General features: G+C 35.6%; 13 protein-coding genes. 2 read left to right on the forward strand and 11 right to left on the reverse strand.

The features are described 5' to 3' along the window. Positions 1-2: 2 nt before the first annotated feature. The 7 genes from dprA to I5M32_RS05545 all read right to left on the reverse strand — a co-directional run bounded on the left by dprA (position 3) and on the right by I5M32_RS05545 (position 6,279). The gene (gene dprA / locus I5M32_RS05515) at positions 3-1,091 is read right to left on the reverse strand and encodes a DNA-processing protein DprA (protein WP_200585187.1); all 1,089 of its coding nucleotides are present in this window, start codon (positions 1,089-1,091) and stop codon (positions 3-5) included. A gap of 14 nt (positions 1,092-1,105) precedes the next feature. Beyond that, positions 1,106-1,738, reverse strand: coding sequence for a 16S rRNA (guanine(527)-N(7))-methyltransferase RsmG (gene rsmG, locus I5M32_RS05520; protein ID WP_200585188.1), 633 nt, complete (start codon positions 1,736-1,738; stop codon positions 1,106-1,108). Beyond that, positions 1,728-2,345 (reverse strand): RNA polymerase sigma factor, encoded by a 618-nt coding sequence (locus I5M32_RS05525; protein ID WP_200585189.1) that lies wholly within the window; start codon positions 2,343-2,345, stop codon positions 1,728-1,730. Before I5M32_RS05525 ends, rsmG begins: the two co-directional genes overlap by 11 nt. Next, entirely contained in the window at positions 2,336-3,484 is a 1,149-nt protein-coding gene (locus tag I5M32_RS05530) for a glycosyltransferase (protein ID WP_234461868.1), read from the reverse strand. Before I5M32_RS05530 ends, I5M32_RS05525 begins: the two co-directional genes overlap by 10 nt. A 156-nt stretch (positions 3,485-3,640) precedes the next feature. After that, positions 3,641-4,063: a secondary thiamine-phosphate synthase enzyme YjbQ gene (locus tag I5M32_RS05535; protein WP_200585190.1), complete on the reverse strand. Its 423-nt coding sequence runs from the start codon at positions 4,061-4,063 to the stop codon at positions 3,641-3,643. A gap of 284 nt (positions 4,064-4,347) precedes the next feature. Beyond that, positions 4,348-5,238 (reverse strand): glycoside hydrolase family 25 protein, encoded by an 891-nt coding sequence (locus I5M32_RS05540; protein WP_200585191.1) that lies wholly within the window; start codon positions 5,236-5,238, stop codon positions 4,348-4,350. 39 nt (positions 5,239-5,277) lie between these two features. Beyond that, the gene (locus I5M32_RS05545; RefSeq protein ID WP_200585192.1) at positions 5,278-6,279 is read right to left on the reverse strand and encodes a hypothetical protein; all 1,002 of its coding nucleotides are present in this window, start codon (positions 6,277-6,279) and stop codon (positions 5,278-5,280) included. A gap of 95 nt (positions 6,280-6,374) precedes the next feature. Here I5M32_RS05545 and I5M32_RS05550 point away from each other — a divergent pair, with 95 nt between their 5' ends. After that, entirely contained in the window at positions 6,375-6,947 is a 573-nt protein-coding gene (locus I5M32_RS05550) for a thymidine kinase (RefSeq protein ID WP_200585193.1), read from the forward strand. Between the two features lie 11 nt (positions 6,948-6,958). Here the strand turns inward: I5M32_RS05550 and I5M32_RS05555 are convergent, their stop codons facing one another. From I5M32_RS05555 to I5M32_RS05570, 4 genes are all read right to left on the reverse strand, one after another. Then, entirely contained in the window at positions 6,959-9,823 is a 2,865-nt protein-coding gene (locus I5M32_RS05555; protein ID WP_200585194.1) for a S8 family serine peptidase, read from the reverse strand. Positions 9,824-9,877: 54 nt separating this feature from the next. After that, positions 9,878-10,087 carry a heavy-metal-associated domain-containing protein gene (locus I5M32_RS05560; RefSeq protein WP_200585195.1) on the reverse strand — a complete coding sequence of 70 codons (210 nt, stop codon included), beginning with the start codon at positions 10,085-10,087 and terminating at the stop codon, positions 9,878-9,880. A 95-nt stretch (positions 10,088-10,182) separates the two neighbouring features. After that, entirely contained in the window at positions 10,183-12,369 is a 2,187-nt protein-coding gene (locus I5M32_RS05565) for a heavy metal translocating P-type ATPase (protein WP_200585196.1), read from the reverse strand. Between the two features lie 107 nt (positions 12,370-12,476). Continuing rightward, positions 12,477-13,055, reverse strand: coding sequence for a helix-turn-helix domain-containing protein (locus tag I5M32_RS05570; RefSeq protein ID WP_200585197.1), 579 nt, complete (start codon positions 13,053-13,055; stop codon positions 12,477-12,479). A gap of 1,335 nt (positions 13,056-14,390) precedes the next feature. Here I5M32_RS05570 and mqnC point away from each other — a divergent pair. Continuing rightward, entirely contained in the window at positions 14,391-15,515 is a 1,125-nt protein-coding gene (mqnC, locus tag I5M32_RS05575; protein ID WP_200585198.1) for a cyclic dehypoxanthinyl futalosine synthase, read from the forward strand. The last annotated feature ends 48 nt before the right edge of the window (positions 15,516-15,563 follow it).

The raw sequence follows: 15,563 nt of genomic DNA on the forward strand, positions 1-15,563 counted from the left end.
TTCTAATTCATCCTATATACCTTCCCGGGCAGGGAAATGATAACAGATTGCATCTCTAAGTTCAAAAGTGCCATAGTTAGTTTGCTCTGTGGCATTTCTAGCTTTATTTGAAGATCATCAATAGCAATGCTTCCGTTATCTTTAATTATATCTACTATCTTTTTATCATCTGCACTTAGGTTTAAAAGTAATTCTGGTTCTATTTTTTTATTAACCAATAAACCATCTAACCAGCCCATTATATATTCTATGTCCTCAGATTTTGTTAGTAAATGCGCCCTATTGGTTTTTATCAAAAAGTTGCAACCGTCAGAAAACTCATCATCTACCCTTCCGGGTACCGCAAACACATCTCTGTTATAAGAATTAGCAATTTCTGCCGTGATTAGCGCACCGCCTCTTTGCGTAGCCTCTACAACTATAACAGCATCTGCCATCCCCGCTATGATCCTATTTCGTTTAGGGAAATTTTGCCTATCGGGATTGGTTTGCGAAGGAAACTCTGTTAACAAGCCTCCATTAACCAACATTTTTTCTGCTACTGGGCGGTGCAAAGCAGGGTAAATCCTATCCAAACCATGCCCCAAAACCCCAACCGTTGTAACATCCAAACTTACCGCTGCTTTATGTGCGGCAATATCGATACCGTAAGCTAAACCGCTTGCCACCAACAAACCATGATGTTTTAATCCTTGTATCAGCTTTTCACAAAAATACCTCCCATAATTGGTTGCATTACGTGTACCCACAACTGCTACAATTTTTTGGTTGTTTAAATTGGCCGTACCTTTAAAATAAAGCATTGTGGGTGCATCAACACAGTTTTTTAATCTTTTTGGGTAGGTTTTATCCAAATAAAAAAAACTTTTGATTTTGTATTTCTCAATAAACTTAAGCTCTTCTTCTGCCCTGCCAAATGCGGTATGGTTCACAATTGATTCTGCGGTTTTGGACCCTATCCCGGGTATTTTTTCTAATGCTTTTTTTGATGATGAAAAAACTTCTTCTGCACTTCCGCAGTAACTAATAAGTGTTTTTGCGGTAATGTCTCCAATTCCTTTAACAAATGTAAGTGCAATTTCGTGGAGCATCGTTTAAGAATTGTTTATTGTGCAGGAAAATAAACTACGTATTTGGTATCGAAAAAATCTTCACCAAAATAATCTTTTAAAGGATATAACTTGATGTTATTAAGTTGAGAATCTTTTAATTCTTGATCTAAATTGCCACCTTTTAAATATAAAACCCCATTTGGCAATCTGTTTGTGCTTTCTTTTTTAAATTTACCTTTTATCCAAGGATAAAAATCTTTTAATTGCGTTACTGCCCTTGAAACAATAAAATCAAATTTTTCGTTTATTTGTTCTGCCCTGCTATGAACGGCTTTAAGGTTTTTTAACCCAATTGCAGATGAAACCTCATTAACAACTTTTATTTTTTTACCGATAGAATCTACCAATAGAAATTGGGTTTCTGGAAACAAGATAGCTAAGGGAATGCCGGGGAAACCACCGCCCGTACCAACATCCAAAACACTTTGGTTAGGCAAAAACCCGCAAACTTCTGCAATCCCTAGCGAATGTAAAATATGGCGCTCATAAAGCAGATCTATATCTTTTCTACTGATTACGTTTATTTGCGAATTCCAATTCTGATAAAGGCCCAACAACAGATCAAACTGTTTAATTTGGATTTGGGTTAAATTTGGAAAATATTTTTGGATGATTTTAGAAGTCACTTTTTTCGCTTTTCAACCTTTTACTCAAAACGTTGGATAATAAATCTCTGCCCCTAAAAAGCTGGGCTTTAACCGTACCTAAGGGCAGATCTAGTTGTTCTGCTATTTCTTCATAAGAAAGCTCATCAAAATAACGAAGAATAATCAATGTCTTATATCTTGGGGGCAGCTTATCAATAATTTCTTTTAATTGCTCTGTTTGTTGTTTTTTGATGGATGTTTCTTCTGGGTTTAAGACATCGCTCTTTATCTCAAAAACTCTGTCTTCGTTATTCTCCCCTCCGTTTAAAACATCAATTGATGTGGTGGCGATTTTCTTTTTCCTTATAAAATCTATACTACCGTTGGTTGCGATCCTAAACAACCATGTGCTAAAAGCAAATTCTGGCCGGTATTTCTCTAGGTTTTCAAATGCTTTTGCAAAAGTTGTTACGGTAATATCCATGGCATCGTCTTTATTGTTCACCATTTTTAAAACCATAAAAAATATAGAATCTTTATAGCGTTGCATCAACTCTGCGTAGGCCTTCTGCTCGCCAGTTTTTGCCCTTTCTACCAAAGAGAAATCGTTTTTTGCATTATCAGAAAAATTGGGATTTACTTCCATGCTGTTTTTTTTCTAAAAACTCCGGTTATGCCTAATGAAGTTAAATAAATATAATAAAAAGGATCTAAGATTATGAACCACCAAATTAAATCTTTATTTCTAAGTTTTATAAAAGGTTGATAAAAAACATAGATCTGCACAACAAACCTTATTAAAAATATGATGGCGATAAGCAGTGGCTCTATCCTAAAAAACAAGCATAAAACCAAAAGAGCGTAAAACCCAATGGCCGATCCAAACTGTAAACCCAAATTTTTCCTGTCTTGGTTTTTATAAGCCTTGCCTGCACCTAAATGCCTGCTTTTTTGTTTCCAGTAACTTTTCCAGGTGGTTTTTGGCTCGCTCCAAACTTGGCTGTCTTCGCTAAATTCTATCTCTGTATTGTGAGCGTTGGCGTTTTGGTTTACAAATAAATCATCATCCCCAGAAGGGATGTGCATATGGGATGCAAAGCCTTTGTTTTTAAAAAACAACGACTTTTTATAAGATAAATTTCTACCAACTCCCATGTAAGGCATCGCGTTTAATGAATAAGCAAAATAGTTTAATGCGGTTTGATAAGTTTCATACCTGATTAAACGGTTTAAAAAACCTTTGCCCTTTATATACGGTGAATAGCCCAAAACGATTTCCGTTTTATCATTTTGATAATGAGCGGTTATTCTATTTATCCAATTTTCAGATCCTGGTTTACAATCTGCATCTGTAAATAAAATTATATCGTGTATTGCCGCTTTGATACCCAAAGTTGCCGCAAATTTTTTAGCAGTTTTAAATCTAGGATGCTCTTCTATTTTCACTACTTTAAGATGTTTGTACTTAATGGCAAAATCTTTTAAAACATCTTCACTATTATCATAAGAACAATCATTTACCACAATCACTTCAAAATTTGGATGGTTTTGTTCTAAAATAAAAGGTAAATAATTCTTTAGGTTTTCTGCTTCGTTTCTGGCACAAATAATAACAGAAACGGGCTGTGAATAATTAGTTTCTAAATTTTTGTTGGGCTTAAAAACAGAAAATTTTCTTTGTATTACCAGCAGATAGTAAAGCTGGATAATAAAGCATATCTGAAAAAGAAAAAATAATGCGTAGCTGATATAGATATCCAAATGGTTTGTGTATTTAATTGGCAAATTTCACTTTTTTACCTTAAAAACAAATATTTACGTAAAGGCTAAAAGCAAAATGCTGAAAGCAAAAAAACTGTTTAGAGTAAATTGTATTAAATATTAATGTAAAATTAATTAATACATCCAAATTAAGAGGTAATAATTAGGTTTTAAATTACATTAAGTTCCCCATACGGTAACTACAAAATTTCGGCTGCCACCGTAATTACGATGTTCACAAAGATAAACACCTTGCCAAGTACCTAAAGCCAACCTACCGTTTGTAATTGGGATTAAAACCGAAGAGCCTAATATAGAAGCTTTTAAGTGTGCCGGCATATCATCAGAACCTTCATAATCATGTTTATAATCGGTATCGTTTTCTTTTACCGTTTTATTAAAGAACATTTCAAAATCTTGCCTCACGGTTGGATCGGCATTTTCATTGATGCTTAAAGAGGCAGAAGTATGCTGGATGAAAAGCTGCAACATTCCCGTTTTTATTTCTGCGATTTGGGGAATTGCATCAATTACCTCGTTTGTAATCAAATGGAACCCTCTTCTTTTTTCTTTAATGCTAAATTGTTTTTGGTAAATGATCATGATTATATATTTCTATAAAATTTTTGTCTTTTCCGCACAAGCTTTCCTGCCCTCTGCCGGGCAATGGCAATTACTTTTTTCCGCAAGAAGTTACCAAACCCGAGCCAAGCGAACACATGAAAGCCTGTAAAAACAAATAATATTTGTATAAACTCTCGGCTGCGCCCTTTGCTACAATGAAAGTGCTTTAAAATAATTTCTTTAAGCCGCAAAGGCCAAGGCCTAATAAGACCTAAAATTCAATTCTTCTTTTTAAAGCATTCTTCATATCACTTAAAAATTTTCTAATCTTTCGTTTTCTGAACCAATAATGCACTTAAATCTTCAAATTCTCCATTAAAAACATTCATATCTGCCCTTCCTTTTATCCCATCAATATGTGCGTTATCGGCATGTTGCCAAAAATCCCAACGGTTCTTTACATCTAATTTAAGCTTAGGCTGGTAATAATGCGCAAGCCATAATGGGTAACCCTCAAAATTTCCTCTCAAATGATCTTTATAAAATTGATAACCTGTATAAATAATGGGTTTAACCTTGGTTCTCTTTTCTACTTCGTTTAAAAAATCTTGCAAATTAGGTATCAATTCATTGGCACTTAAACCCGCAGACTCTTCAATATCTATAACAGGAGGTAAATCTCCGGCCTCTACTTTTACCGTTTGAAGAAAAAAACGAGCTTGCCAAATACCTGATTTTAAAGGTTTAAAATAGTGATATGCACCCCTGATCACCCCAGAGTTTTTGCTTTCCCTCCAATTTCTTTGAAAATAAGGATCAACCAAAGTAACGCCTTCTGTAGCTTTTATAAATGCGAAATTTATTTTTATACCATTAAATTCCATGGCGTTAACTTTTTGCCAATCAATTTTACCTTGGTAAGAAGAAACATCTATGCCGTGAACGTAATATTTCCTGGGGATTTTTATCCCAAATTTTTCATAATGTGGATATTCATCAAAAATAAAAAGATCATGAAACCATCTTGCGGTAGATACAGCAGATTTTAAGACTTTACCGTAATAAAGAGGAGAAAAAACCGAACAAACAATAATCAGTACGATCAATCTGAATTTCCATTTATTGCCATGCCTTTTTTTTGCTTTCTTAGGCTTGCTTTTCCCCTTTACAACAGGCGTTTTTTTTAAGGTTGTGGTATTCTTTTTGGCTGGCATTTATAAAATAAAAACAGAACGGTAGTAAAATTTTATCTTTTATTTCACAAATTTTTTATCCAGATATTGGTATAAACGATCAACCGTGGTTTGCTTTAAAGACCAATCGTTTTTTAAAGCATAGTTTTTTTGGAGAAAATTATCGGCGGCATCAAAAGTTTCAAACCTGTTAATTATTTCAATTGCCTCGCTGTAAGCCAAGTTATAGCCATTAAATAGCTCTTTGATAAAAACCATTTTATCGTTTAAGCTGATGGCCGTTTTCAAATCTGCAATTTGTTTGGTACTGCCGTTGCCATCCATATTTTTACCCAATTTTGCCGATAACATTTCGTTTAATGTCAATCTTTTTTCTTCTGCTGGTTTTGTTTCTTTTGGCATATCCATCACTTTATCAGCTAATTTTATGATAGGCTCTTCAACTGGATCAATTGTGGTTTCAGTATCTTCTTTAAACATTTCTGGCTCAGAAGCACTCATTTCCTTTGATTTTTCAACCAAAAAAGGTTCTTCTCCAATCTCTTCCTCCTCTAAATCTTTACCTCCATTTTCAAATGGTTTAATTATCTCCTTTTTAGATTTTTCTTCTAAAACACGCTTTTCATCTTCGCTTAAAACCCTATCAAAAACATTTTCTACTTCAATCTTTTTCTCAAAATCAAAGATCATCTCTGCGGGTTCTTCATCAAACGAAAAATCGAACATCTTTTTTTTTGTTTGCTCTTCTTTTTCCTCAATTATAGCTTCACTCCCTTTTCCGTCAACTTCATTTGCAATGGCTTCTTTTGTTTCATCGGGTTTTGGATAATGCTCTTCTAACCTAACTGCTTCTTTAGGCTCAATCAGTTTTTGTTCTAAATCTTTATTAAGGTCTAATTTTTTTAATATTTCGATATGGTCTATCAAAAAATCAGAATTTGCGGTAAATAATTCTAATTCTAACAGGCTGATTTTTTTAGCATTAGTTAAATACTGATGTTGCTCTTCAAGTTCTTGAATAATTTTACCTATTTTTTTTAGGATTTGTTCTTTATTCATCATGATAAGGAAACGTAATTATAGGGCATTTATGTTGGTAAAACGTTCTCAAAAATAACATATAATTCTGATATTAGCCGAAAGGTTTAAGGCGATTTATGTTTGGCGATAATAGGTTAAGAAGAAGAAGCGAATTTGGAGGAAGCATTGAGGTGGTTTGCGGATCGATGTTTTCTGGTAAAACAGAAGAACTTTTGCGCAGGTTAAAAAGGGCCGAGATTGCCAAACTACAAGTAGAAATCTTTAAACCAAAAACCGATACTAGGTATGACGAAACCGCCGTGGTTTCCCATGATCTAAACTCTGTACACTCTACCCCTGTTGATCATTCTTCTGCCATTTTGCTTTACGGTAGCAACGCACAGGTTGTTGGTATAGATGAAGCCCAGTTTTTTGATGAAGAATTGCCAGACGTTTGTGTTAAACTAGCCAATAAAGGCATAAGGGTAATAATTGCTGGTTTAGACATGGATTTTGAAGGAAAACCTTTTGGCCCTATGCCTGCCTTAATGGCCATTGCCGAGGATGTTACAAAAGTACACGCCGTTTGCATGAAATGTGGTAACGCTGCCCTATTTAGTTACCGGTTGGTAGAAAATAAAAACCAAGTGATGTTGGGCGAAAAAGAAAGCTATGAACCCAGATGCAGGGTTTGTTTCAATAATGATTGATTATCAAATAATTACTTCACAACCACCATTTTCATTACCTTTTCCAACCCCTCAAAAGAGGCTCTATAAAAATAGATTCCGGTGTTTAGCTTGTTGGCATCCAAGGTAAAATTATGTGTTCCTTTTTTTAAATCGTTATTAAATAAAGTGTTGATCTTCTTCCCGGCTAGATCATAAATTTCAATGTTCAATTTCCCGTTTGAAGGTAGGTAAACATTAAAACTGCCTTTTGAACTGATCGGGTTGGGGTAATTTTGAGAAACTGAGAATTGGTTCAAAAGAACATTGGGGTTGGTTGCGGTGGTTAACTGTCCGTATTTTGTTTGTGCTGCAACGGCAGAATTTTTAAGATCGGCCAGGTTATCACCCGCTAAAAAAGCAAAGGCAACTTTTACGCTTTGGTTTGGGGCTAAGTTATAAGGCCCATAACCAGACGTGAACATGATATCGATCCCGTCGCCGGTACCCAAAGTATTGGATTTAATCCCACTAGATAAAGTAGAGAATTTTTCTGCAGTGGTAAAATTACCATCTTCTTGAAAATCGCCAGGGATTTGATAGGACATTGGATAAAAAGCCGGTAAGGCATTTGCCGATAATAGCTTTACACCTGCATAATAAGAATTTGATGTACTGGCATAACAATAAGCCAATTTTAAACCATCATCATACCTTAATAGATTTTTTGAACCACCATTTATATCCCAATCTGTAAATAAACCTATGTAAACGTTGCTTATCGCTGAGGTATTCAAATTTGTTACCTCATATTCTGCAATGATGTATTTATCATCTGGTGCGCTTTTGTAAGCGGTCATTCTATTTTTAACGTTAACGCCAATTAAAGAACTATTTCCAAAATCATTAAAAATTGCGTTTGCATCATAATCTGCATTAGTATTTGTAACCTTTGTGATCCTTGCCACTTTCTGGAAATGATGATCGTAAGCACCGCTTAATGCCCTAGCATTGTTAGAAACCTTGGTAGGCGAGTTGCCGATCATTAAGCTGGCCTCATATAATAAATCAGAATCTTTGTAAATAAAGCCTAAACCGTTTGTAGCATCATCACCACTAAAACCTACCTTGCCTATACTAGTGCTTGTACTGTAAACTTTATTTACGGTTATGTTTTGGTAGTCTAAATTTACGGTTGTAGTAAAATATTCTTGATCTTGATAAGAGACCGAAGCGTTATTATAACTTAATTTAAAAACTACCGGCGTATTATCCAGGGTATTAGCTTGAACAACCACTTTAAACGGGCCAATGGTTTTGGTTTGATCGGTATTTATCGGCCCTAAATTTAGGCTGGCCGTTAGTATTTTTACATTCTGACTGCTACTGCTTAAACCTACCAATATATTATCTGTATTTTGCAGAATATCTTTTAAATCAAAATAATAAGATAAAGTATCGCCAGGTGTATAAGAGCCAGAGGAGTTACTATTGATCGTGATCTTCTGATTTTTAATTGATGGGGAGGTATTGCTTGAACTTACCGCTTTAAAAACATTCAATCGGCCTTTTCCCAATTGATCAATATAAGGGCCATTGCCAGATATACCATAAATATCGTCTGCATTTAGTCTTAAGATCTCGCCAGCTTGTATTGCTGTTAGGGTAGGGAATTTCGCCATTACAAGGGCAACTGCACTAGAAACAATTGGTGTTGCCATAGAAGTACCCGTTTTATAACCGTACATGCTTCTATTTACGGTACTGTAAATATTGGTCCCGGGGGCAGAAATAGAAACATTATATCCAAAACTAGAAGAAGGTGCCTTAACATCGTTATCTTTAACGTTAGCAACCGCAAAAACTCCTTTATAGGCAGCCGGATATTCTGGGTCTGCTGTGCCATCATTACCTGCGGCAACAACTACCAAACATCCTTTGCTCACTGCATAATTTATCACATCTTGCCCAAATGCGCCACCTCCGGGCCCTCCCCAAGAACAGCTGATAATTTTAACCCCGTGATCTACGGCGTAAACAATTCCATCGTATCCCCTATATATCGCTCTTGCATTGTCATCAGACCCAACTTTTAAGATCATTAATTTTGCGGTTTGTGCAATACTGGCAATTCCTTTTCCATTATTGGTTACCGCAGAAGCCAAACCACTAACGTGGATGCCATGATCAACAGAATCTGATTTAGCGCCTGGATCATTATCTTCTATAATGTTGTTTGCCGTTAGGCCAACAAAATCCCAGCCTTTATTATTATCTATATAACCATCGTTATCATCATCTATCCCATTTACAGGATCGTTTGTATTAATAAAAATATTATCCGATAAATCTTCGTGGGTCAAATCTGAACCAGAATCTACGATGGCAATCACGGTTCCATTTGCATTGGGCTGTACGTTCCAAGCTTCTTGTGCTTTAACTTGGGTTAAATAGTTTTGGGCTACTGGGAAAAATGGATCGTTAGGGTCAACAAAAGTGTGATATACAAAACTAGGTTCGGCATATTCTACCCTATCGTCTTTTAAAATCTCATTTATGGCATTTTCTACAGATAAATTATTATCGTAACCTACTTCAAAGATCCTGTTTAAACCAGCTTTATCTATTTTCTGCTGATCTGCATAAGATTTTAATGAAACATCGCCAAACCTCAAAACAGCTCTCTGGTATTTGATTTTAATAGTTGATGGATTTTTTTTATCGCCAGTATCAAAAGTTTTAATCCCCGAAGGGGGCATATTTTTATATTTTATGATAACCGTATTTGGCAAATAATCTTTACTGCTCAGTCCTTTTGGAAGATGATAAATACGATTATTGGGTTTAACGCCGATCCCCGTAAAAGATTGGGTTAATATTAAAATGATGAATAAATATAAATAACCCGAGCTTTTCACAAGATAAACTTATTAGAAATTAAATTTTTAAAGCATTAAATATAGCTAAATAAATTAAATTTTATCTGCGGTATAACCAGAATCTTTAACCGCTGCAACAATTTCATGCTCATTAAGTTGATGACCTTCTACGGTTAATATTTTAACGGGCTGGGACAAATCTACTTCCCATTTTTCTATGTTTTGCAACGCATCCATTTTAGGTTGAATTGCTGCCACACAGCCACCACATTTTAAGCTTGTTTTAAATTTTAAAGTTTCCATGTTTTTTTATTTTAATTGAATGAATTGACTGATTACTAATGAACTAAAACCTAATGACTAATGAACTAAAAACTGATGAACCAATGACTAATGAACTAACTAAACTTTAGCCTTAGGCTATTGCTTACCACACTAACAGAACTTAAGGCCATTGCCGCACCGGCAATCATTGGGTTTAGCAGAAAGCCATTTATGGGAAAAAGGAGGCCTGCAGCTAAAGGAATACCGATAATATTATAAATAAACGCCCAAAAAAGATTTTGTTTGATTATCCTAACGGTTTGCTTTGATAATTTAATTGCCTCAGTGATTTTATCCAAATCTGAAGAAATTAATGTGATTTTTGCTACATCAATGGCAATATCAGAACCCTTTCCCATTGCAATGGAAACATCGGCCCTGGCCAAAGCCTGCGAATCGTTGATACCATCGCCAACCATGGCAACCTTTTTCCTCTCAGATTGAAGTTTTTTGACGAAATTCTCTTTATCGCTTGGCATAGAATCAAATTGATAATGTTCTATACCAACATTTTCTGCTACTGCTTTTGCTGTATTTTCACTATCGCCTGTGAGCATATAAACTTCAATACCTAGATCATGAAGATTTTTAATAGCCGTTTTAGAGTTGACCTTAATTTTATCGGCTATCCCTATAATGGCGATCAATTCTTTATCGGTTGAGAAATAAATGATTGTATTGTTATTAAGATTATCGTTTTGCTCCCTCGGGGTATCTATTTTTAAATCATCCATCAATCTATGGCTTCCCACATAATAGGTTTTATCATTAAAATCAGCTTTAACCCCTTTGCCCGTTAGGCTCTCAAAGTTTTTGATATAGATGTTCTCGATATTTTGACTATTCAAATCTTTTATAATTGCATCGGCCAATGGATGTTCTGATCTAGACTCCAAACTTTTTAATATGCTTTTTAATAGCGGATCATCGTTAAACCAAGTTTGATCATCAACGGTTGGTTTTCCTTCTGTTATAGTTCCCGTTTTATCCAAAATTATAGCATTTATGTTTTTGGCTTGTTCTAGGCTTTCTGCGTCTTTTATTAAAATCCCTTTAGAAGCACCCTTGCCTACGCCCACCATAATTGCGGTTGGAGTGGCTAAACCTAAAGCACAAGGGCAAGCAATAACCAAAACCGTTACCATAGCCAGTAAACCGTGGCTTACGGCATTTTCATTGGCAAATATTATCCAAACAAAAAAAGTAACGATTGATAAAATTAAAACCACAGGTACAAATATCCCAGCGATCTTATCTACCAATTTTTGAACTGGTGCTTTAGAACCTTGAGCTTGTTGCACCATTTTAATGATATTTGCCAAGAGCGTATCGGCACCTACTTTTTCTGCTTTAAAAACAAAGCTCCCTTTTTGGTTGATCGTACCTGCATAAACTTTTGAGCCTATCGTTTTCTCCGTTGCTAAAGGTTCTCCATTGATCATAGATTCATCTACATAAGAACTTCCTTCTGTAACCAAGCCATCAATTGCGATTTTTTCTCCCGATTTTACCAAAACCAGATCTCCAATTTTAGCTTCTTCAATATTTTTGGAGATTTCTTTTCCATCAACTAAAACAGTGATGGTTTTTGGCTGCAAACCAATCAGTTTTTTTATGGCAGATGAGGTGTTAGATTTTGCGCTTTCTTCTAAAAGCTTGCCAACCATTACAAATAAAATAACCACTGCCGCTGTCTCAAAATAAACGTGAGGTGTAATCCCCTTAGAAAGCCAATAATTAGGGAAAAAAGTATTGAAAACACTAAACAACCAAGCGATACCGGTACTTAAAGCAACCAAGGTATCCATATTTGCATTGCCATGCTTTGCTTGTTTATAAGCATTTATAAAAAACGAACGCCCAAATAAAAACACAACAGGGGCACTCAGCAAAAGCATGATAAAGTTCGAATAAGGTGTATCCATAAAAAACATTGCGATGGCTACCAATGGAACGGTAAAAATTGCAGCCCATATTAAATTGGATCTTAATTTCTTATAATTATTGATTTGGATTTCTTCTTGCTCTTGCTTGGCATTCATCTCGTCTATCAACAGATCGTAACCTATGGAAACTACGGCCTTCTTAAACTTCTCTGGCGAGGTTTCGTTTTCATCATAAACAACCTTCAAAGATTGATTGGCATAATTTACATCGGCTTGCTTTACGCCCTCTAAACTTTGCACCAATTTTTGTACGCTTATGGCACAAGATGCGCAAGACATATCTGTTACCGGGAAAGTTTTCTCTTTAGTGGCCATAGCTTTAAATTATCTTCAAATTTAAAACCTAATGCTTGGTAAGTGTTATATAATTTAGAAATTGTGTTATAAGATTTTGAAAATCCTCTGAAGCTTGGCTTTAAGCATCAGTCCAAGAGGCTTTCTAAAGACTTTCTTTTGCTGAAGCCTAGCTCTTTAAAATGGGAGGTGGTAAAGCCTGTTTCTTTTTTAAACTGGGCCGATAGGTGTGCCGTACTGCTAAAACCAAATTTATAAGCAATCTCTTTTAAGCTCAACTCATTGTAAACCAGTAATTCTTTTACTTTCTCTAAACGCTGTAAAATAAAATATTTTTCTATAGAAATGCCTTCTGTTTGTGAAAAGAGCGAACTTAATTGATGAAAATCTTGGGTAAAAAAGGAAGCCAACCAATTGGAAAGGTTTTGATGGATGACAGGTTCATCGCTTTGTAATAAAGTGATGATCTTACTTTTTATCTGATTGATCACTATTTGTTCATCCTTATTTAAAAGCTCGAAACCCAAATCATTTAAAGATTTAGATAGAACGCCAAAATCTGGTTTGCTTGTTATAAAAGCGTTCCCCAAACCAACATCAATATATTGATAACCCAAATCTGTTAACAATCTCTTAACCGCAGAGATACACCTGGGGCAAACCATATTTTTTATGGCTAATTGGTAACTTTCTGATTTATTGGGCATAATAACAAAATTACTAATAACGCATGATTACAATATTTGCAAATTGTAATCATAATTTTTAAAAAATCGATGCAATTATCTTAAAACGCAATAAAGCTTTTAACACAATGCACACATAATACTTATCAATTTAACATAAATTTAACATTCGATTTAAAGATTTATCAATAATAAAAACATATGGTTTAAAATTTAATAAATTCATGACAAATTGATGACAAACGGAATACTTCTTAGTGTTACCTTTACACCAAGTAATTCGAGGTGGTTCTCAATTACTTTTTAAATTTCCTATCGTTTAATTTAGGTTTATAATTGGTTAGTTTAAGCTCCATCCTCCCCGTTTGGAGCTTAACTGTTTTATAAGGTTTTTGTTTTTGGTACTTTTCGGGATGGTTCTCGGTGCTTTTTGGGATGTTTATTTGTAATCGATAATCTGTTCTCGGTAATCGGTAATCGGTGTTTTTTGGGATGGTTCTCGGTAATCGGTGCTTTTTGGGATGGTTCTCGGTAATCGGTGCTTTTTGGGATGTTTATTTGTAATCGGTAATCTGTTCTCGATAATCGGTAATCGGTGTTTTTTGGGATGGTTCTCGGTAATCGGTGCTTTTTGGGATGGTTATTTGTAATCGGTAATCTGTTCTCGGTAATCGGTAATCGGTGCTTTTTGGGATGGCAATTTGTGTTCTGATAGTTGTTTACAACTAACTATTAAAACATAATTAAGAAACCTGTTGCAAATCTCTACAAATTAGAAAACCGATTACAACTTCCCACAAAGCAAGAAACCGATTACCGATTACGGCCAACAAAATACTAGAGAACCGATCACAACTTCCTACAACACAAGAAACCGATTACCGATTACGGCCAACAAAATACTAGAGAACCGATCACAACTTCCCACAAAACAAGAAACCGATCACCGATTACGGCCAACAAAACACTAAAGAACCGATCACAGCTTCCCACAAAACAAGAAACCGATTACGGCTAGCAAAACACTAGAGAACCGATCACAACTTCCCACAAAACAAGAAACCGATCACCGATTACGGCCAACAAAACACTAGAGAACCGATCACAACTTCCCACAAAACAAGAAACCGATTACGGCCAGCAAAACACTAGAGAACCGATCACAGCTTCCCACAAAACAAGAAACCGATTACGGCCAGCAAAATACTAGAGAACCGATCACAGCTTCCCACAAAACAAGAAACCGATTACGGCTAACAAAATACTAAAGAACCGATCACAACTTCCCACAAAACAAGAAACCGATTAATTTCATCGAATCAAAAACAATTAAGCAATAACACGTATTTTTGTAGTATGAATATTCCTGAGATATTAAACAGAGCCCAAAACTTTGAGTTTTTAAGCTTAGCAGAAGGTTTACATCTTTACCATCATGCATCAACACCAGAACTGATGTACGTAGCCAACGAGTTGCGAAAAAAGCAAGTCCCACATGGTAAGGTAACCTGGCAAATTGATAGAAACGTGAATACTACCAACGTTTGTATAGCCAATTGTAAGTTCTGTAATTTTTTTCGCAGGCCAGGGCATGAAGAAAGTTATATCACCGATATAGAGACCTACAAACAAAAAATAGAAGAAACGATAAAATTAGGCGGAGACCAGCTTTTATTGCAAGGAGGGCATCACCCAGATCTGGGCTTAAAATTTTATTCGGATTTGTTTAAACAATTAAAACAGCTTTACCCCGATGTTAAATTACATTCTTTGGGCCCGCCAGAGATTGCACATGTGGCAAAATTAGAAGGAATGAGCCATTACGATGTGCTTAAGGCACTAAAAGAAGCTGGTTTAGATTCTTTGCCCGGTGCAGGTGCAGAAATTTTGAACGATAGGGTAAGAAGATTGATTTCTAAGGGCAAATGCGGCGGACAAGAGTGGCTAGATGTGATGAGGGCTGCCCATAAACTGAATATACCAACATCTGCAACCATGATGTTTGGCCATATAGAAACTTTGGAAGAGCGTTTTGAGCATTTGATCTGGATTAGGGAAGTACAAGCAGAAAAGCCAGAAGGTAATCATGGATTTGTTGCGTTTATTCCATGGCCTTTCCAAGATGACGGTACTTTATTAAAAAGATTGAGAGGTATAACAAACAACGTAACCGGCGACGAATATATCAGGATGATCGCTTTAAGTAGGATCATGCTGCCAAATATCAAAAACATACAGGCCAGTTGGCTAACCGTTGGAAAGCAAGTTGCCCAGATTTGTTTGCATGCTGGTGCGAATGATTTTGGATCTATCATGATAGAAGAAAACGTAGTAAGTGCTGCGGGTGCGCCACACCGTTTTACTTCCAATGGCATCCAAGAATCTATCAAGGCAGCCGGTTTTGAACCACAACTGCGCAACCAGTTGTACCAATGGCGTAATGATGTAAAACATCTAGAACAACAAGTAATCGATTATTAATACTCATATCTTGATACTCGGTACTCATATCTTGATACTAAAATCTCA

The organism is Pedobacter segetis, assembly GCF_016623585.1.
Classification (GTDB): Bacteria; Bacteroidota; Bacteroidia; order Sphingobacteriales; family Sphingobacteriaceae; genus Pseudopedobacter; species Pseudopedobacter segetis.